Origin of the sequence: Streptomyces sp. NPDC087428, from assembly GCF_044744085.1 — a bacterium.
Taxonomy (GTDB): Bacteria; Actinomycetota; Actinomycetes; order Streptomycetales; family Streptomycetaceae; genus Streptomyces.
In genome coordinates, this window is record NZ_JBIUXR010000005.1 from 209,880 (window position 1) to 228,137 (window position 18,258).

The following is an 18,258-nucleotide window of genomic DNA, read 5'->3' on the forward strand; positions in this document are numbered from 1 at the left end:
TCCCGGGCGCACACCGCCACGTCCGCCTCCGCTAACCTCTGCCTGCTACATCGGCCCCGGCCCCTGCGGAGGCACTCGTGAACAGGCAGAACGGGGCACAACGCCCCTATGACGTAGTCCTCTTCGGCGCCACCGGCTTCGTGGGAGTCCTCACCGCCGAGTATCTGGCGGCACACGCGCCGGACGGCTGCCGCTGGGCCCTGGCCGGCCGCAACCGCGCCAAGCTGGAACAACTGCGCAATCACCTGGCCTCCGTCGATCCGGGCTGCGCGGACATCCCCCTGCTGCACGCCGACGCGGACGACGCCGGTTCGCTGCGCGAGCTGGCCGAGTCCGCCCATGTGGTGGCCACGACGGTCGGCCCGTACGTCTGGTACGGGGAGCGGCTGGTCGCCGCCTGCGCCGAGGCCGGGACGGATTACGCGGACCTCTCCGGTGAGCCGGAGTTCGCGGACCGGATGTATCTGGAGCACGACGCACGGGCGCGCGAGACCGGTGCCCGGATCGTGCACGCGTGCGGCTTCGACTCCGTACCGCACGATCTCGGGGTGTACTTCACGGTCCAGCAGCTGCCCGAGGACGTGCCCCTGCGCATCGACGGTTTCGTCCGCAGCAACGCGGCCTTCTCCGGCGGTACGTTCGCCTCCGCGCTCACCGCGATGGGCCGCGGCCCGCAGATGCTGCGCGCCGCGAAGGAGCGCCGGCTGCACGAGCCACGCCTCGTCGGCCGCCGCGCCCGCGCCCCGCTCGGCGCACCGCGCTTCAGTACGGAGACCGGCACCTGGGCGCTTCCGCTGCCCACCCTCGACGCGCGGATCGTGGAGCGCTCCGCCCGCGCGCTGCCCCGCTACGGCCCCGACTTCCGCTACCGGCACTACGCGTCGGTCAAGCACCTGCCGGTGGCGCTGGGCGGCACGGCGGCGCTGGGCGCCCTGCTGGGCGCGGCGCAGCTGCCGGCCGCGCGGGCGTGGCTGATGGACCGGTACGAGCCCGGCTCGGGTCCGGACGCAGAGCGCAGGAGCCGTAGCTGGTTCACGGTCAGGTTCGTCGGCGAGGGCGGCGGCCGCCGGGTGTTCACCGAGGTGTCGGGCGGCGATCCGGGCTACGGCGAGACGGCCAAGATGCTCGCGGAGTCCGCGCTGTGCCTGGCGCTGGACGAGCTGCCGACGGTGGCGGGGCAGGTCACCACGGCCGTCGCGATGGGCGATGCCTTGGGGCGACGGCTGCGGGCGGCCGGGCTGGGCTTCCGGGTGGCGGCGGTCCGCTGACGCACGTCCGGGGCGGGTCCCGCAGGTTCCGCCCCGGGTCGTGTCGTCGAACTGCCGCCTGCCGCGCGGCGTCCGGCACGCACGCGCGCCGCGTTGCCGGAATGCCCTAGAAGATCCATGAGACCAGCGTGTAGAGCATCGCCCCGGCCCAGACGAAGGCCACCGCACCCCCGATCAGCATGCCCACCGCTGCGCGGCGCTGGGCGGGGTGAAGAGGTGCGGTTCGGGCGGGTGTGCGAGGTACGTTCATGTGTCCAGAGTGCCGATCATGATCGGCGAACGCTATCCGTACGGATACTCAGACGCCGCCGCCCCGGCCCGTACCGCCCTCAGGCGGTCGCCTCGCGCAGCACCCGCCGGCAGAGCGCGTCCGCCCGGCGGGTGGTTTCGGGCTGACGGAAGTCCCGGGCTAGCAGCAGGGTGTGCGCACAGGCGTTGTCGAGGCCGGTGCGGTGGCCGACGGAGACGAAGACCGGTTTGGTGCCGTCCTGGGTGCGCAGCGCCCGGCCCACCTCCTCGTCCCCGTCGAGCAGCGGCGAGCAGTCGCCGCGACGCGGGCCCGGCTGTTCGTACGAGAAGGTGAACGGGTTCTTCGCGACGCCGATGACCGGCAGCCCGGTGAGCACCCCCAGATGGCTGGCGAGCCCGAAACGGCGCGGGTGCGCCCGCCCGTACCCGTCGCAGACGACGAGGCCCGGATCGGCCGGCAGGGACTCCAGCGCGGCCAGCACGGTGGGGATCTCGCGGAAGGCCAGGAGTCCGGGGACGTAGGGGAAGGTGACCCGGCCGACGGCGGTCGACTCGGCCACCACGTCCAGGGTGACCGCGTCGAGCACGACGGCCGCCGCCACGACGACGTCGCGCTCGTCGTCGTAGGCGACGTCGACACCTGTCACCCGGCCGGTGCCGGGCGGCGGCCCCGGCTCGTCGAGCACCACGCGGGCGCGCAGGGAGTCCTGGACGGCGCGGGCACCGGCCTCGTCGGAGGGCATCTGAAGAGTTGTCATGGTGCTGACCAGCCTAGGGGCCTGTATTGGGCTGTCCGCGGTCCCCGGCGGGCGCACGCCGCCGGCCGCGGCACGGGACAGTCCTCAGGGAGTGTTCAGCCGGGCCGCGCGCCCCTGCTCCCCCGCCGCCCAGCAGCCGCCGTCCGCGGTGCAGTCGACCGTGTCGTAGGAGCCGGTGCCGACCGTCCGCCAGGTGCGCCCGCCGTCCGTGGTGAGGTCCGTGCCGGCCGGGCCGACCGCGAGTGCGGCAGAGCGGCTGTGCGGCAGCCACGCGACACCCGAGCGGTAGGCGGCGGGTGCGGTGGCCGAGCGGCGCCAGCCGCGGCCGCCGTTGTCCGTGACGGCAGAGGCGTGGGGCGATTCCTGGTCGGGACGGTAGTCGCCGCCGACCGCGATGCCGTGGGTCCGGTCGCGGAAGGCCAGCCCGAAGACCCCGCGGGCCGGGTCACCGGCCGGGAGGGTCGACTCGGACGCCCTCCAGGTCAGTCCGCGGTCCCCGGAGTGCAGGACGCGGGCGGTGGCCGCACCGCCGGTCGCCAGCCAGACGTCCTTCGGACCCGAGCTGACCAGGCACTGCCCACTGGCCGCGAACCCCGCCTCACCTTCCTGGGCCGGCGGCATGCCCGTACCGGGCAGCACGTTCCAGCTGCGGCCGCCGTCCGCGGTGGACAGGATGCGGAACCGCCCGTCCACCGGGTCGCTCATGGCCAGCCCGTGCCGGCTGTCGAAGAAGGTGAGGCAGTCGTAGAAGGCGCGGGCGTCGGTGTTGCGGAAGGACTCGGTCCACGTCGCTCCCCCGTCCTCGGTGCGCAGCACCCGGGACGCCTCGCCCTCGCCGATGGCCAGCGCCACTGCCCGCCTGGCGTCGAAGGCCTCGATGTCGCGGAACTCAAGGCCCTCGTCCGCGGCGCCGGGCGGTGAGACGTCGCGCCAGTGGCGGCCGGCGTCGGAGGTGCGCAGCACCGTGCCCTTCGTACCGGCGAGCCAGGCGGTGCGGCTGTTCACGGCGGCGAGGCCGCGGAAGCGGGCGTCGGTTCCGGTGGCGGTGGGCGTCCAGACCGGCCGGTCGCCGGGCCGGTGCCGGTCCCCTGGTGTCGCGTGAGCCGCCGGTGCGGCCAGCGCGGCGGCCAGCGCCGCCCCGCACAGTCCCAGTGACATCAGTCGTCGCGTCTTTCCCTTGGCGCTCATGGCGCTGGAAGCTAACCGACGGCACCACGCGGCGTCCAGGGTGCGCCGCGCGGGAGGGGGCACGTGATCAGGGACCGGGGCCCCGGCGGGCGGTGACGCAGCTCACTCGGTCCCGGGGTGCACGGATCGGCGACTTCCGTCGTCTGTATCAGTGCCGGGAACCCGTTCATCCGGTCGCGAGAGGGAGCAGGTCGTGTCCATCGTTATCGAGCAGTCCGTACAGGCCCGCATGGTGGCGTCCGCGCCGCAGATGGAGACCCTTCCGGCCGTGCTCCAGTACGACCGCACGGACCCCTTCGCGATCCGCATGGCCTTCCCCGCGCCCGCGACGCTGGAGGGCACCGAGGTGGCCTGGGAGTTCTCCCGGGAACTGCTCACGGCGGGAATGGACAGGCCGGCGGGCGTGGGTGACGTACGGATCAGGCCGTTCGGGTACGACCGCACGGTTCTGGAGTTCCACGCCGCCGAGGGCATCGCGATGGTGCACGTCCGCACCGCCGACCTGCGCCGGTTCCTGCGGCGGACCCAGCAACTGGTACCCGCCGGCGGCGAGCACCGGTTCCTGGACCTGGACCGGAGCCTGACGGACCTGCTCGGCGGCTCGCGCTGAACCGGTGCCCACGGGCACGGCGGTCCGGGACCGTGCCACGTTAATCCGATTGCCCCGCCCCCGCACCGGGCGTAGCGTCTGCGTTGTCCTTGTCGTCGTCGATCGGAGTAGGACGTTGCTCGTCTGAGGTCTTGAGACACCGTGTCGCGCGCCGTGTCATGTCTGTACATGTCCGCGTGCCCGAGTGTGACCTCAGCTCTTTCGAGCCGTCCTCCGTGACCAGGGCCTTCCTCCACACCTTGCGGAATCCTTCCGTGGAACGCCAGTGACCGGTGTCTCGTCCCGTTGCCCCTGACCTTCCTCGCAACCGGGAGATTCCCTTATGTCAGCTCCGCTCGCCCACCTCACCTGCTCGTCGCTCTCCTTCGCCTGGCCCGACGGCAGCGAGGTCTTCGACGACTTCCATCTCACCGTGGGACCCGGCCGTACGGGTCTCATCGGTATCAACGGCGCCGGCAAGTCGACGCTGCTGCGGCTGATCGCCGGCGACCTCGTTCCGGCGGCGGGCCACATCAAAGCCGCGGGCGAGGTCGGTTACCTGCCGCAGAACCTGGTCCTGGACACCGCGCTGCGGGTCGACGCGGCCCTGGGCATCGCCGCGACCCGTGAGGCGCTGCACGCCATCGAGGCGGGCGACGTCGGCGAGGAGCGGTTCACGGCCGTCGGTGACGACTGGGACGTGGAGGAGCGGGCCCGCGCCACGCTCGACCAGCTCGGTCTCGGGCACGTCGGGCTCGACCGGACCATCGGCGAGATGTCCGGCGGGGAGTGCGTGCTGCTGCGGCTGGCCGCACTGCTGCTGGCCCGGCCCGAGGTGCTGCTGCTCGACGAGCCGACGAACAACCTGGATCTGCACGCACGGCAACGGCTGTACGCCGCGGTCGACGCGTGGAACGGGGTCCTGGTGGTCGTCAGCCATGACCGGGAACTCCTGGAACGCGTCGATCAGATCGCCGATCTGCGGGGCTCCGAGGTCACCTGGTACGGCGGAAACCTCTCGGCGTACGAGGAGGCGCTCGCCGTGGAGCAGGAGGCCGCCGAGCGCATGGTGCGGGTCGCGGAGGCCGATGTGCACCGGCAGAAGCGCGAGCTCGCCGACGCCCAGGTCAAGCTGGCCCGGCGCAGGCGCTACGGACAGAAGATGAACGACCAGAAGCGCGAACCGAAGATCGTCATGGGTGCCCGCAAGCGCGCCGCGCAGGAGTCGGCCGGCAAGCACCGCATCATGCACACCGAGCGGCTGGCCGAGGCGAGGGAGCGCCTGGACGACGCCGTCGAGGCGGTCCGCGACGACGACGAGATCCGCGTCGAGCTGCCGCACACCAAGGTCCATCCGGGCCGCGGCGTGCTGGTGCTGCGCGATCTGGAACTCGCTTACGGGGCACGGGTCCAGGGCTCGTTCGAGGTGCGCGGTCCGGAGCGCGTCGCACTGGTGGGGCGTAACGGAGCGGGCAAGACCACGCTGCTGCGGACGCTCGTCGGCGAGCTGGCACCGGTGTCCGGCGAGGCGGAGGTACAGCTCCCGACGCGGTTTCTGCCGCAACGGCTGGACGTGCTCGACGACGGGCTGAGCGTGGTGGAGAACGTGGCGCGGTTCGCACCGGATGCCACGGACAACGCGATCAGGGCGAGGCTGGCACGTTTTCTGTTCAAGGGGGCACGGGCGGACCGGCCCGCGGGAACCCTGTCGGGCGGGGAACGCTTCCGGGCGGCTCTGGCCGCTCTGCTGCTGGCAGAACCGGCACCTCAGCTGCTGATGCTGGACGAGCCGACGAACAACCTGGACCTGGCGAGCGTGCGCCGGCTGACGGCGGCTCTCGACGCGTACGAGGGAGCGCTCATCGTGGCGAGCCACGACGTGCCGTTCCTGGAGTCGCTCGGAATCACGCGCTGGCTGCTGCTCGACGGCGAGCTGCGGAACACCACGGCCGAGGAGGTGCGCGCGGGGATGTGAGGTGCGGGGCAGGGGGAGATGAGTGTGGGGGGGACGGTGTGGGGGGCTGCGCGGGGCTACGGGTGGAGTAACGCCCAGGCCTTGGTACCGCCGGACGCGGTCAGCGCGGGGGCGAGCCCCCAGTCCCCGCCGTGCGCGTCGACCGCGGCCGCCAGCAGCCACATGCCTGCGCTGCGCTGCTCACGGCACTCCTCGGACTTCTCCGGCGTTCCGTGACACGGGTGCTGGTCGTAGAGGACGATCCGCAGCGCGTCGAACTGCCAGTGGACCCGGAGCAGCATCTCCCGGTCGGGAGTGAACCGGTAGGCGGCGGCGACCAGTTCCGACGTGGCGAGCACCGCGGTGTCACGGAGTTCCGCGAGGTCGTGCCGGATGAGCAGATCGCTCACGGCGCGGCGGGCGAGGCCGGCGCAGAAGGCGCCGCCGGGCAGGGCGAACGAATAGCTCAGATTGCCCGCTTCAGGCGGATGGGGCCCGGCGGGGCCGAGAGCCGGGAGGCAGCGCGGTGCGCCCTTCATCAAGGTACTCACATTTCCGGTGCGTGTGGTGACGGTCACACAGAGGCACGGTCGCCCCGTGTGAGACTTACGCTACCGACCGTAGCCCACAAGTGGAGCACGGTGCTACTACTTGTGTGGTTCCGGTCATTTCGCTGACCTCGCCCACCCGGAAGGACACACACCGTGCCCCCCAGGAGCACACCGACCGCCCGGCAGCAACGCCTCGGTCACGAGCTGCGAAAGCTGCGCGAGCAGTCGGGAATGACGGCGCAGCAGGCCGCCGCGCTGCTCGGCGTCGACCGCACCCGGATCCCGAACATCGAGTCGGGCCGGTTCGGGATCAGCGCCGAGCGGGTCCGCACCCTCGCCTTCAATTACGGCTGTCCCGACACGGGCCTGGTGGACCTGCTGGCCGAGATGGCACAGGAGCGGGCCAGGGGGTGGTGGGAGGAGCAGCGCGGACTCCTGCTGCCCAGCCTGCTCGACATCGCCGAACTGGAGTTCCACGCGGTGGAGTTGATCACCGCGACCACGACACACATCCCGGGCCTGTTGCAGACCGAGGAGCACGCGCGGGCGGTCTTCGACACCGCTGACCCCCAGTTGCCCCGCCCCGATCTGATGGCCCGGCTCTCGCTGCGGCTGCGCCGCCAGGAGGTCCTCGAACGGGACCGGCCACCGCTGTACGAAGCGGTGATCCACGAGGCCGCCCTCCGGATGCAGTTCGGCGGGCCGAAGGTGGCCCGGGCGCAGCTGGAACACATTCTCGGCCAGTCCGAACGGGACCGGACAACCGTCCGGGTCATCCCGTTCGCAGCCGGTGGATTCCCCGGCGCCGGACAGTCGTTCACCTATGTCGGCGCGGCGGTGCCCCAGCTCGATACCGTGCAGCTCGATTCCTCGCACGGCTCGATGCTGTTGGATGCCGATATGCAACTGCGGCGCTATCGGGGCCTGTTGGAGCGCCTCCGGACGCTCGCGCTGCCCGTCGAGGAATCACGCGCATTCATCCGACGCATAACCCAGGACCTCTGAGGAGAGACCATGAACGACATCTACTGGGACGAGGCATTCTGCAGCGAGGGGGCGAACTGCTTCCGTTTCGGACTGGACGACCAGGGCCACGCCTACATCGGCTCCACCACCGACACCGCCCTCTACGTCAGCGACTCCCTGGAGGCGCTGCGGGCACTGATCTCCGCGGTGAAGTCCGGCGCGGCGGACCATCTGCTCTGACCTGGGACCGACCGGGCCCCCTGTGCGCCTGCGCTCCGAGTACGCCGACTGTTCAGAGCTCACGCCACCGGGGGCCGGGACCGGAATTTCCCTCGTTCGAGGGCCTCCACACAGCCGACCTGACCCTCCGTATACACGCTTGACCTGCACATATGTCATTGCGTAACCAAATATCGCCCGGACGGGCTTGGCTCCGGCCTTACCGCCGCTTTAACCTACGGTCTCGTAACCTACGAAGCCGTAGGTAATTCTCCCGTCCCCAGGAGCCCCCGTGACGATCACCTCTCCCCACCTCGGCAGTTCACAGGCGTGGACTGACGCCCAACTGCTGTACGCGCTGGAAGAGGTGGTGGAGAAGGAACTCAACCGCCATCTCAAGGTCGCCAAGGACTGGATGCCGCACGAGTACGTCCCGTTCTCCGACGGCCGGAACTTCCCCGGCGTCTTCGAGGACGGCCAGGCCTGGGAGTCCGAGCAGTCCAAGGTCACCGACATCGGCAAGATCGCGCTGGTCGTGAACCTGCTGACCGAGGACAACCTCCCCAGCTACCACCACGAGATCGCCTCGCTCTTCGGCCGCGACGGCGCCTGGGGCACCTGGGTGCACCGCTGGACGGCAGAGGAGGGCCGCCACGGCATCGTGATGCGCGACTACCTGCTCACGTCGCGCGCCGTGGACCCGGACAAGCTGGAGCAGTTCCGGATGGCGCACATGGCGGAGGGCTTCGAGTCCGACAATGGCCACTCGATGCTGCACTCAGTGGCCTACGTCGCCTTCCAGGAGCTGGCGACCCGGGTCTCCCACCGCAACACCGGCCACCAGTCGGGCGACCCCGTCTGCGACCGGATGCTGGCGCGCATCGCGACCGACGAGAACCTCCACATGGTGTTCTACCGCAATCTCCTGGGCGCGGCCTTCGAGCTCGCACCGGACCTGACCATGCAGTCCGTGCGCGATGTCGTCGTGAACTTCCGGATGCCCGGCCACGGCATGCCCGGCTTCGAGCGGGCCGCCGCGCAGATGGCGATCGGCGAGATCTACAACATGCGCATCCACCACGACGACGTCATCCAGCCGGTGCTGCGGTACCTGAAGGTGCTGGACATCGACGGGCTGGGCCCGGAGGGCCTGAAGGCGCAGGAGGAGATCGGCCTGTACATGAACGGGCTGGACGGCGAGGCGTCGAAGTTCGACGAGAAGCTGGCCATGCGCAAGGCCCGGATGGCGGCCCGCGCCCAGGCCTGACGGCCCGCACCGCGTGACCCCCGTGGGGGGCGGGCCCCGGCGGGCCCGCCCCCCACGGATGTGCAGATGGGGTGACCCCTCACCGCGGGCACGCGGACCGTACTCTGTGCCGGTGAAACCTCTGACGCGTATCGTTCTCTTCGCCGCGCCGATAGCCATCGCCGCCTCCATCCTCGTCAACGGTGGCGGTGGCGACGATTCCGAGCCGGCCGACTCCCCCGCCGCGGCTGCGGACCCGGCCGATTCCTCCGTGGGCCCCGACCCGTACGCCGCCGCGAACGACGAGGAACGCCGGCAGCTGGACGAACGCGTCGCCGCGATGCCGGCCGGACTGGCCGCACCGGCGAAGCGCGAGATCGCCTGGAAGGTGCTGGCCACCTCGGAGGGCTCGACGCTGGACTGGCGCAGCCAGTACGCCATGATCGACGACAACGGCGACGGCACCGGCTACACGGCCGGGATCATCGGATTCTGTTCCGGAACGCACGACATGCTCACGTTCGTCGAGGCGTTCACCAAGGACCACCCGGACAGCCCGCTGACACCGTACGTCCCGGCCCTGCGCAAGGTGGACGGCACCGGCTCGCACAAGGGTCTGGACCCCGGCTTCACGGCCGCGTGGAAGAAGTCGGCCGCGGACCCGGTGTTCCGCGCCGCGCAGGACCGGGTCAGGGACAAGCAGTTCTTCGAGCCGGCCGTACGGCTGGCCAAACTGGACGGGCTCGGCACCCTGGGCCAGTTCATCTACTTCGACGCCATGGTGCTGCAGGGCCCCGGAACGGACCCGGACGCCTTCTACGGGATCCGGAAGGCGGCGCTGGCCGAGGCCGACACGGTCGACGAGGGCGGGGACGAGAAGGTCTACCTGGACGCCTTCCTGGACGCCGCGCGAGCCGTGATGAAGTCGAAGAAGAACCAGCACGACACCTCGCGCATCGACACGACGCAGCGCGAGTTCCTCTACGACGGCAATCTGGCGCTGGAGCCGCCGCTGTCCTGGAAGATGTACGGCGATACGTTCCGCATCGCGTCCTGAGCCGGGCGCCCGGTGCGGGAGCCCGCCCCGGCGCCGTGATCACCCGGGAAGGGCGCGATCAGGCCTGGTCGCGCCCGACTCTGCGCAGTCGGTCCCGCTCCTTCTCGGAGAGGCCGCCCCACACGCCGAAGCGCTCGTCGTTGTCGAGGGCGTACTCCAGGCAGGCCAGACGCCCTTCGCAGGCGTTGCAGAGCTGCTTGGCCTCCCGGGTGGAGCTGCCGGGGGCGGGAAAGAAGAACTCGGGCCCCGCTTGGGCGCACAGCGCTGTCTCCTGCCAGGCGAGAGCGGGATCGGTCGGGGTGTTGATCAGCATGAGGCACACAGTGCCGTGCCGCGATAAACGACTGATCAACGATCCATCAACCCGCGGGCCGGGGCCGCCGGTCAGCCGGCGGGCGCCGGCGCGCTCTTGATCACGGCGAACGGCGCACCGTAGGGGTCGGTGACGTTGGCGAACCTGCCGACGCCCTCCATCTCCAGCGGTTCCAGCGTCAGCTTGCCGCCCAGCCGCTCGACCTCCGCCGCCGTGGCGTCGCAGTCGTCGACCTCGATGTACGGCAGCCAGTGCGGGCCCACGACCGCCCGTACCGGCACGGCGTCGAGCGGGACGAGCCCACCGAAGGCGGTCTCGTCGCCACCGCCCGCGGTCCGGACCATTGTGTACGATCCGCCGCCGCCCGGATAGGGCATCTGGCTGGTCTCCCAGCCGAGGACGGCACCGTAGAACGCCGCGGCGGCCGGAACATCCGGGGTGTACAGCTCCGCCCAGCACAGGCTGCCGGCCTCCCCCACGGCTCCGAGCCCCGCGAGCTGCTTCGGCTGCCAGACGCCGAAGTACGCCCCGCCCCGGTCGGTGAATCCGCCCATCCGGCCGAACTCCAGCACGTCCATGGGCGCGAACGGCACCGCGCCGCCGGACTTCTCCACGAGCCGCGCGGTGGCGTCGGCGTCCGCCGTCCGGAAGTAGACCGACCACGACGGTTTCGCCTGCTCCTCGGTGACGGTCATCGCGCCCCCGACCGACTTCCCGTCCAGCGTGAACATCCCGTAGCCACCGGTCTCGGGTCCTCCGGCCTCGTACCCCCAGCCGAGGAGAGCGGTGTAGAAGGCCGTGGCCCCGTCGAGATCCGGGGTGCCGAGATCCATCCAGTTGGGGGCTCCGTCAACAAAACGGGTGGTGAGCATCGTGCGCTCCTTCCGTGGTCCCGTTCTCGGACACATCAGGGTTCTTCCTGATGTGTCCGAGTCTCGCACCGGGCACGGACGACCGCAGTCCGCCGGCCACCGCGCGGACCGCGGTGCCCGCACCGCGGGAGGGAGCCGTTCAGCGGGTGACGCCCAGTGCGGGCAGCACCGTCTCGGCCACCCGGTAGGCCTCTTCCAGCAGCGGGTTGCCGGAGAGGATGAAGGTGTCCACCCCCAGGTCCTCGAACTCCTTGAGCCGTTCGACGACCTGGGCGGTTGATCCCACCACGGCCGTTCCGGGGCCGGGGCGGAAGAGGCTCATGCCCGGCCACATGTTCGGGTGCACCTCCAGCTCCCGGGCGTGCGCGGGGACCTTCCCGCCGTGCTGGCGGAACTGCCGCTGCCAGCCCACCCCGTCCTCGCCCGACCGGTCGCCGAGCTGACGGGCGTACGTGGCGTCGCTCGTGACGTCGAGGAGCCGGTCGGCCGCGGCCCAGGCCGCCTCCTCCGTGTCCCGGACGATGAGGTGCAGCCGCAGCCCGACCCTGAGCGTGCGGCCGTACGCGGCGGCCCGCGCCCGGACCCTCTCCAGCTTCTCCTTCAGCAGGTGCGGGGGCTCTCCCCAGGTCAGGAAGACGTCGACGTGTTCGGCCGCCATCTCGATGCCGGGGGCCGAGGAGCCCCCGAACCAGAGGGGAATGTGCCCGTCCTGGACGGGCTTCAGCTCGCGGAAGGAGGCGCCGGCGTTCTTCAGGTCGTAGAAGCGGCCCTTGTGGTCGAACACCTCGCCGGCTGTCAGCCGCTTCACGATCGACCAGTACTCGGCGCTCAGCTCGTACCGCTCGTCGTGCTCCACGTGGAGGCCGTACTCCTGGAGCGACTTGGTTGAACCATTGACCACGTTGAAGCGCAGCCGGCCTCCGAAGAGGGTGTCGAAGCTGAGCGCCATCTTGGCCAGCAGGGTCGGCGAGATGAGCCCGGGGTGGACGGCGAGCAGCGGCTTGAAGCGGGTGCTGGTCGACGCGGCGAGCGCGCTGCCGAGCGGCCAGACGTCGTACAGGTCGGTGGCGAGCAGCGCGCCGCTGTAGCCGAGCCGCTCGACCGTTCCGGCCAGCTGGGCGAGGTAGCCCAGATCGACCGGGCGCCGTCCCTCGGGTTCCCAGGGATAGGCGCCCTCGCGCGGGATGACGTACCAGAGGACTTCGGTCGCCATGTCGTCATACCGCCTTTTCCGCGGCCGTACGGGCACGGGCGTGGCCGACGGTGACCGGGCGCTCGATGAAGCCGGTGCGGTGGAAGATGTCGGCGGCCTCCTGCTGTTCCGCGATGAACGCGTCGGTGACCGGTTCGATCGTCCACGGCAGGGTTTCGAGCGCGGTCTCCCAGTCGTCCGCCGATCCGCCCAGGTCGGCGGAGGCGATCTCGGCCGCCTGCCGGGGGTGGGCAGCCGCCCAGTCGTCGGCGCGCCTCAGCGCCCGGGTCAGTGCCTCGATGACCTCGGGCCTGGACTCCGCGAGGTCGCGGCGGGTGAAGAAGACGGAGCGGTCGCTGATGACGTCGCCGGTACGGATCAGGGTCCGCAGGCCGCCGGTGCGGCGGGCGGCGGCCAGCCGGTCGCCCTGGGCGACCCAGGCGGTGATCTCCCCCGTGCGCACCAGTTGTTCGCTGTCGTCGCCGCTGCGGACGGCGGTGATGTCGTCGGCGTAGGAGAGCCCGGCGTCGTCGAGGGCCTTGGCGATCAGATGGGTCTGCCAGGAGCCGATCGCGAGGTGCACGGTCGAGCCCTTGAGGTCGGCGACCGTGCGCACCGGGCTGTCCTCGGGGACGAGGAGCGCGCCGTGTTCGGGGCGCGGGGCGGAGACCGCGGTGTAGACGATGTCGTGGCCGGCGGCCTGGGCGGTGATCGGCGGCGTCGATCCGGTGCCGCCGAAGTCGATGACGCCCTGGGTCAGGAGCTCACCGGTGCGCACGCCGTTGGTGTACGGGTGGAAGACGACGCTCTCGCCCAGCGGGGCCAGTTCCTCCTGGGCGAAGCCCAGACGGGAGAGGTGGTACAGGTGGTAGAGGGACGGGTTGCTGCTGTGGACACCGATGGTCAGGGTCATTCAGATCACTCCGGCTTCGGCACGGTCGGGGGAGAGGGACGGGGTGGGCTTCGGGGCGGTCTCGACCCCGAGGTCGTCGAGCAGGCGCCGGCGCAGCGCCGCGAACGCGGGGTCGCCTGGGTCGCGCGGCCGGGCGACGCCGACGGTCTCGTCGGTGACGAGCCGCCCGTCGCGCAGGACGGCGACCCGGTCGGCCAGCCGTACGGCCTCGTCGACGTCGTGGGTGACGAGCAGGACGGCCGGCCGGTGCCTGCGGCACAGCTCGCCGACGAGGTCCTGCATCCTCAGCCGGGTCAGCGCGTCGAGCGCGGCGAACGGCTCGTCCAGGAGCAGGAGTTCTGGTTCACGTACCAGGGCTCGGGCTAGTGCCACGCGCTGGGCCTCGCCGCCGGAGAGCGTGGCCGGCCAGGCCTCGGCGTGACGTTCCAGGCCGACTTCCGCCAGGGCCCGGAGCCCGTGCGCGGAACGGCTGCGCGGCAGCGCGACCGTCACATTGGCGAGGACCTTCTTCGACGGGACGAGCCGGGGCTCCTGGAAGACGACGGTGCGGGCCTCCGGAACGAACACCTCTCCCCCGTCGGCGCCGTCGAGGGCGCCCAGGATCCGCAGCAGCGTCGTCTTACCGCTGCCGCTGGCACCCAGCAGGGCGACGAACTCCCCGCGGGCGATGTCGAGCCGCAGCCCGTCGAGGACGGCCCGGTCGCCGAAGACCCGGCGCAGGCCCCGTACCCGTACGGCGGGGGCGGAGGTCGCGGGGGCGGTCATCGGGCGGCTCCCTGCGGGGTGCGCCACGGCATCAGCACGCGTTCCAGCAGCCGTACGAGGATGTCGGCGGTGAGTCCGAGGAGCCCGTAGACGAGGATGCAGACGGCGAGGATGTCGGTGCGGGCGTAGCTCTGGGCCTGGGACATCAGATAGCCGATGCCGGCGGTGGCGTTGATCTCCTCCGCGGCGATCAGCGCGATGACGCTGAGTGTCATGGAGAGCCGCAGCCCGGCGAGCAGGGACGGCAGTGCGCCGGGCAGGACGACTTCGCGTACGAGGGCGAGCCGGCCCATGCCGAAGCTCCGCATGGCCTCGATGAGTTTCGGGTCGGTGTCGCGCACCCCGCTCGATGCCGACACGTACATCGGGAAGGTGGTCGCGACGGCGATGAGGAGGATCTTGGCCGTCTCGTTGATCCCGAACCAGACCATGAACAGCGGCACCAGGGAGAGGAAGGGGATGGTGCGCAGGGTCTGGAGCGAGGAGTCGAGGAGTTCGTCGCCGAGCCGGGTGAAGCCGGTGGTGATGCCGAGCGTCAGTCCGGCGGCCAGGCCGATCAGCAGGCCGAGTCCGGAGCGGGTGAGGGAGGTGGCGAGGGCGTCCGGCAACTGTCCGTTGCCCCACAACTCGCCCACCGCGCGCAGCACTTCACTGGGGGATGCCAGTACGTCGGCGGTGAGCAGCCCGGTCGCGGAGGCCACCCACCACAGGGCCAGCAGTGCTACGGGTCCGACGGTGCGAACGGCGAGCGCGTAGCCGCGGCTGCGGGCCCTGCGGAGCTGGGGGCGCGGCACGACGAGTCCGGCGGGCGGAGCCGTATCGCCCGGGTCGGCGCGCGGCACGGTGGTGGTGTCGCTCATGTCAGTTTCCCGACGTCCAGCAGGTGCGCCGCGACATCGACCTCGGCCTTGGTGACCTTCTGCTCCGCGTAGAACGCGGCGACGGCCTTGAACCGCTCCGTGTCCTGCGGGCCGATGGGCTCGACCGTGCCGCCCTTGGCGGTGAACTCGATCTGGACCGCCTTGGCCTTTCCGGTGACGGCGGTCGGGCCGACGTCCGTGAAGACGTTGAGGTACGCGGCCGGGTCCTGCTTCTCCTTGGCGCCGGCCTCGTGGAGGTACTGGTAGAGCGCCTTCACGACCTTCGGGTGCTGCTCGGCGAATTCGGTCCGCACGGCGTTGAGGCTGTAGTTGTCGGAGCCGATCGCCGCGCCGTCGGCGACGAAGTGCGCCTTGCCGCTGCCGATCTCGGCGACCGCGTAAGTCGCCCAGACGGCCCAGGCGTCGACCTTTCCGGCGTTGAAGACCGCCGCCGTCTGATCGGGCCGCAGATAGACCCGGTTGACCTTGTCGGCCGGGATGCCGGCCTTGGCGAGGGCCTTCAGCAGCAGGTACTCACCGGTGCCGCCCTGGTTGACGGCGACCTTCCTGCCGACCAGATCCGCGACCGAGCCGATCCCCGAACCGTTCCTGACGAGGATGCCCTCCCCCGCCGCGTCCGGGGCGACTGCGGTGAAGAACTTGAAGCCGGGCCGCTGGGCGAGCGAGGTGATGCCGGAGGTGATGGAGCCGGTGGCGATGTCCAGCTGGTCGGCGTTCATCGCCTGGGCGGCCGGGGCGAACGGTCCGGCGCTGCCGGTCCACTTCACCTTGGCACCCGCCTTGGCCAGGGCCTTGTCCAGGCTGCCGTCCTTCTTGCCGAGGGCGAGCACACCCGAGTTGCCGGGATCTGGGATGCGGACGGCCACGGTCGAGCCGCCACCGGAGCCCTTGCCGCCGCTGTCGGCCTCCGAGGTCCCGCAGGCGGTGAGGGCGGCGAGCGCGGTGAGGGCGAGGAGCGCCGGGGCGACGGTCCTACGCAGTGATCGGGGACGTTTCATGGGGAGGGGGTCCTCTGGGCTCATGGGGCGGAAGTCCGGCGGGCGTGCTCGGTCGCGCGGCGCAGGGGCCCGGGGTCGGCCCAGGCCGCGACGTCGACCGGCTCCGGCAGGAATCCGTGGGCGCGCAGCCCGGCCTCCTGTGCGGCGAGCAGGTCGAGGCGTTCGGCCGACAGGCTGGGGTGGAGGGTGAGGTGGGTGCCGGGCCGGTAGGCGCCGGCGACACCATCGGCCCCCGCCCCGGTCTCCGCGCCGAGGATGCGGTCGACCTCGGCGGGCTGTCCGGCGGCCCAGTCCGCGGCCCTCAGCAGCACGGCGAGGAAGCGGTCGACGAGGTCGGGGTGGTCATCGAGGAGCTGCTGGTGGACGGTGATGGGGCGCGGGGTTCCGTTGTTGACCCGGAACCGGGGGTCCGGCAGTCCGTCGAGCTCGACGGCCACCTCGGCGCCGGCGCGGCGGGCCGCCTCGACGGCCAGCGCGCCCTTCACGTACACGGCGTCGACGTCACCGCGCCGCAGTGCGGCCAGTTCGGCCGCCCACTGGCCCTCGTGTCCGGCGGCCGGTACGTCGACGGGCACGGCGTCGTCGAGGGCCAGCCCGGCGGAGGCGAGCGCGCCCTCGAAGCCGCGCAGCGCCATGGCCCGCCAGAAGTCGATGGCGATGTCGTGCCTGGGCACGGCGAGCCGGAGTCCGCGCAGCGCGCCGGCGCCCCGGATTCCGGAGCCGGGCGCGACCAGGACGGTCTGCCGTTCCTCGATCCAGGTGAGCCCGACCAGCCGGGTCCGCTCGCCGCGCGAACGGGCCCACAGGGCGGGCACGTTGCCGCCCTCCCGGAAGAGCCCCGGCAGGGCGTGGGTGTAGTGCGCGGCACGGTCGGCGTCCGGGCCGGCGTCCTGGAGGGAGCGCACGGTGATGCCGTCGGCGGCGAACTCGTCGGTGAGCCACTGCCGGTCGGCGGCGATGCCGGTGGCGGTGGGTACGGGACAGCGGGTGAACCAGAGCGTCCGGGGCAGGACGGCGTGCGTCATGGAGTCTTCCCGAGGGATCGGTGAAACGGGGGCGGGCGTGGCGCGCAGGTCCCGGATCCGGGCAGCGCGTACCGCGAGGGGCCCGTGCCGGGGGGCGACGCGGGAGAGAAAGAGAGGGAGCGGGGAGAAGGAGAGCGCTCAGCGACAGGCGGCGCTGGACACGCGGGCCAGGTCGATGTGACGGCGCAGCGTGAGGGCGAGCGGGACCGGAGCTGCGTGGGCGGGGATCGCGGTTCGGCGGCCTTCCACGGCACTGCTCCCTTCGGCTCGTCGGTGGTGACGGCCGCAGCCTGCCACGGACCGGATCCGGCCCACAACTCGCTTCCCATGATGTGGGACCGGGTATGAACGCAGTGTTTCCCGGGGCCGATTGACGCCTGTGCCACTCCCGTAATGTGGCAATCTCAGGCCCCACACCCCTCACGAGCGGAGAGTGGACCCCCATGACCGAGGCCGCCGCGGTACGCGCTCCCGGTGGAGCACAGGCGGTGCAGCGCGCCTTGGACGTCCTGCACTGTTTCCACGACAACGGCCCCGACCTGGGCGCGTCGGAGCTCGCGCGCCGCCTCGCCCTGCCGGTCTCCACGGCCCACCGGCTGGCCCGCACCCTGCTCGGCGCCGGGTTCCTGGAGCAGGACGCCCGCACGTCGCGCTACCGGCTCGGGCCCGCCGTGACGGAGCTCGGCCGTCTCTCGTACCACCAGCGCGGGCTGCATCTGGCGGCCCCCGAGCTGGCGGATCTCGCCGAGCGCACCGGAGCGACCGCGGACCTCGCGCTGCGCAGCGGGCCTCATGCGGTGATCGTCGCGGGCGGTTCGGTGACTCCCAAGGTGGGGCTGCGCCGGCCGCTGCACTCCACCGCGCTGGGCAAGGTGCTGCTGGCCTGGGCGAGGCCGGGCGAGGGCGGCCCTTCCTCGCTGCCCCCGCTGCCCGCGTTCACCGACCGCACGATCGTCGAACCCGCGGCCCTGGAGGCGGAGCTGGCCCGGGTGCGCTCCGACACCTACGCGGTCAACGACGGTGAGTCGGCCCCCGGGGTGCGCACCCTGGCGGTGCCGGTGCTGGACGGCGCCGGGCGCGCCCGTTTCGCGCTGGCGGTCCGGGCCACCCCGTCGGTGATCACCGACGGGCGCACCGACTGGTTCCTGACGCAGGCACGCTCCTGCGCCCGCGCCCTGGAGGTCCTGCTGCTGTCACCGGCGGAACGGCGGCCGCCCGCCCCCTGAGCCGCCGCGTCCGTCCGGGTTGTCAGCG

21 protein-coding genes are annotated in these 18,258 nt (G+C 71.7%); 8 read left to right on the forward strand and 13 right to left on the reverse strand.

Going from position 1 to position 18,258, the window contains the following annotated elements:
• The first annotated feature begins 77 nt into the window (after positions 1 to 77).
• A complete protein-coding gene (locus ACIO3R_RS12585) occupies positions 78 to 1,268 on the forward strand; it encodes a saccharopine dehydrogenase family protein (RefSeq protein ID WP_402105460.1) in 1,191 nt (396 codons plus the stop codon).
• Between the two features lie 106 nt (positions 1,269 to 1,374).
• On the opposite strand, the gene mmpA is transcribed toward ACIO3R_RS12585, so the two are convergent.
• From mmpA to ACIO3R_RS12600, 3 genes are all read right to left on the reverse strand, one after another.
• Positions 1,375 to 1,518 (reverse strand): morphogenic membrane protein MmpA, encoded by a 144-nt coding sequence (mmpA, locus tag ACIO3R_RS12590; RefSeq protein WP_385026683.1) that lies wholly within the window; start codon positions 1,516 to 1,518, stop codon positions 1,375 to 1,377.
• A 79-nt stretch (positions 1,519 to 1,597) separates the two neighbouring features.
• Entirely contained in the window at positions 1,598 to 2,275 is a 678-nt protein-coding gene (locus ACIO3R_RS12595; protein WP_385026680.1) for an endonuclease V, read from the reverse strand.
• 84 nt (positions 2,276 to 2,359) lie between these two features.
• Positions 2,360 to 3,463, reverse strand: coding sequence for an oxidoreductase (locus ACIO3R_RS12600; protein ID WP_402105462.1), 1,104 nt, complete (start codon positions 3,461 to 3,463; stop codon positions 2,360 to 2,362).
• A gap of 193 nt (positions 3,464 to 3,656) precedes the next feature.
• Between ACIO3R_RS12600 and ACIO3R_RS12605 the strand changes: the two genes are divergently transcribed.
• Both ACIO3R_RS12605 and ACIO3R_RS12610 read left to right on the forward strand, forming a co-directional pair.
• Positions 3,657 to 4,073: an SsgA family sporulation/cell division regulator gene (locus tag ACIO3R_RS12605; RefSeq protein WP_385026675.1), complete on the forward strand. Its 417-nt coding sequence runs from the start codon at positions 3,657 to 3,659 to the stop codon at positions 4,071 to 4,073.
• Positions 4,074 to 4,395: 322 nt separating this feature from the next.
• Complete coding sequence (locus ACIO3R_RS12610) at positions 4,396 to 6,027, forward strand: ABC-F family ATP-binding cassette domain-containing protein (RefSeq protein WP_385026672.1); 1,632 nt, start codon at positions 4,396 to 4,398, stop codon at positions 6,025 to 6,027.
• A 56-nt stretch (positions 6,028 to 6,083) separates the two neighbouring features.
• Here the strand turns inward: ACIO3R_RS12610 and ACIO3R_RS12615 are convergent, their stop codons facing one another.
• Entirely contained in the window at positions 6,084 to 6,557 is a 474-nt protein-coding gene (locus tag ACIO3R_RS12615; protein ID WP_385026669.1) for an ATP-binding protein, read from the reverse strand.
• Between the two features lie 153 nt (positions 6,558 to 6,710).
• Between ACIO3R_RS12615 and ACIO3R_RS12620 the strand changes: the two genes are divergently transcribed.
• The 4 genes from ACIO3R_RS12620 (at position 6,711) to ACIO3R_RS12635 (ending at position 10,045) form a co-directional block, all read left to right on the forward strand.
• Positions 6,711 to 7,562 (forward strand): helix-turn-helix domain-containing protein, encoded by an 852-nt coding sequence (locus ACIO3R_RS12620; protein WP_402105464.1) that lies wholly within the window; start codon positions 6,711 to 6,713, stop codon positions 7,560 to 7,562.
• A gap of 9 nt (positions 7,563 to 7,571) precedes the next feature.
• Entirely contained in the window at positions 7,572 to 7,763 is a 192-nt protein-coding gene (locus tag ACIO3R_RS12625; RefSeq protein ID WP_385026663.1) for a hypothetical protein, read from the forward strand.
• Between the two features lie 271 nt (positions 7,764 to 8,034).
• Complete coding sequence (locus ACIO3R_RS12630) at positions 8,035 to 9,009, forward strand: acyl-ACP desaturase (RefSeq protein ID WP_385026660.1); 975 nt, start codon at positions 8,035 to 8,037, stop codon at positions 9,007 to 9,009.
• A 121-nt stretch (positions 9,010 to 9,130) separates the two neighbouring features.
• Positions 9,131 to 10,045 (forward strand): chitosanase, encoded by a 915-nt coding sequence (locus ACIO3R_RS12635; protein WP_385026757.1) that lies wholly within the window; start codon positions 9,131 to 9,133, stop codon positions 10,043 to 10,045.
• A gap of 58 nt (positions 10,046 to 10,103) precedes the next feature.
• Here ACIO3R_RS12635 and ACIO3R_RS12640 read toward each other — a convergent pair whose 3' ends face one another.
• From ACIO3R_RS12640 to ACIO3R_RS12680, 9 genes are all read right to left on the reverse strand, one after another.
• Positions 10,104 to 10,358, reverse strand: a complete 255-nt coding sequence (locus ACIO3R_RS12640; protein ID WP_362952584.1) for a WhiB family transcriptional regulator — start codon at positions 10,356 to 10,358, stop codon at positions 10,104 to 10,106.
• Positions 10,359 to 10,429: 71 nt separating this feature from the next.
• Positions 10,430 to 11,230 (reverse strand): VOC family protein, encoded by an 801-nt coding sequence (locus ACIO3R_RS12645; RefSeq protein WP_385026657.1) that lies wholly within the window; start codon positions 11,228 to 11,230, stop codon positions 10,430 to 10,432.
• Positions 11,231 to 11,369: 139 nt separating this feature from the next.
• Positions 11,370 to 12,443, reverse strand: a complete 1,074-nt coding sequence (locus tag ACIO3R_RS12650) for an LLM class flavin-dependent oxidoreductase (protein ID WP_402105466.1) — start codon at positions 12,441 to 12,443, stop codon at positions 11,370 to 11,372.
• Positions 12,444 to 12,447: 4 nt separating this feature from the next.
• A complete protein-coding gene (locus ACIO3R_RS12655) occupies positions 12,448 to 13,335 on the reverse strand; it encodes an ABC transporter substrate-binding protein (protein WP_402105468.1) in 888 nt (295 codons plus the stop codon).
• Positions 13,336 to 14,100 carry an ABC transporter ATP-binding protein gene (locus ACIO3R_RS12660; protein WP_402105470.1) on the reverse strand — a complete coding sequence of 255 codons (765 nt, stop codon included), beginning with the start codon at positions 14,098 to 14,100 and terminating at the stop codon, positions 13,336 to 13,338.
• Positions 14,097 to 14,960 (reverse strand): ABC transporter permease, encoded by an 864-nt coding sequence (locus ACIO3R_RS12665; protein WP_385026645.1) that lies wholly within the window; start codon positions 14,958 to 14,960, stop codon positions 14,097 to 14,099. Before ACIO3R_RS12665 ends, ACIO3R_RS12660 begins: the two co-directional genes overlap by 4 nt.
• Positions 14,957 to 15,979 carry an NrtA/SsuA/CpmA family ABC transporter substrate-binding protein gene (locus ACIO3R_RS12670; RefSeq protein ID WP_402105472.1) on the reverse strand — a complete coding sequence of 341 codons (1,023 nt, stop codon included), beginning with the start codon at positions 15,977 to 15,979 and terminating at the stop codon, positions 14,957 to 14,959. Before ACIO3R_RS12670 ends, ACIO3R_RS12665 begins: the two co-directional genes overlap by 4 nt.
• A 20-nt stretch (positions 15,980 to 15,999) precedes the next feature.
• Positions 16,000 to 17,004: an ABC transporter substrate-binding protein gene (locus ACIO3R_RS12675; protein ID WP_402105473.1), complete on the reverse strand. Its 1,005-nt coding sequence runs from the start codon at positions 17,002 to 17,004 to the stop codon at positions 16,000 to 16,002.
• A 138-nt stretch (positions 17,005 to 17,142) separates the two neighbouring features.
• Positions 17,143 to 17,253 (reverse strand): putative leader peptide, encoded by a 111-nt coding sequence (locus ACIO3R_RS12680; RefSeq protein WP_385344300.1) that lies wholly within the window; start codon positions 17,251 to 17,253, stop codon positions 17,143 to 17,145.
• A gap of 194 nt (positions 17,254 to 17,447) precedes the next feature.
• Between ACIO3R_RS12680 and ACIO3R_RS12685 the strand changes: the two genes are divergently transcribed.
• Positions 17,448 to 18,230, forward strand: coding sequence for an IclR family transcriptional regulator (locus ACIO3R_RS12685; protein WP_402105475.1), 783 nt, complete (start codon positions 17,448 to 17,450; stop codon positions 18,228 to 18,230).
• Positions 18,231 to 18,258 lie beyond the last annotated feature (28 nt).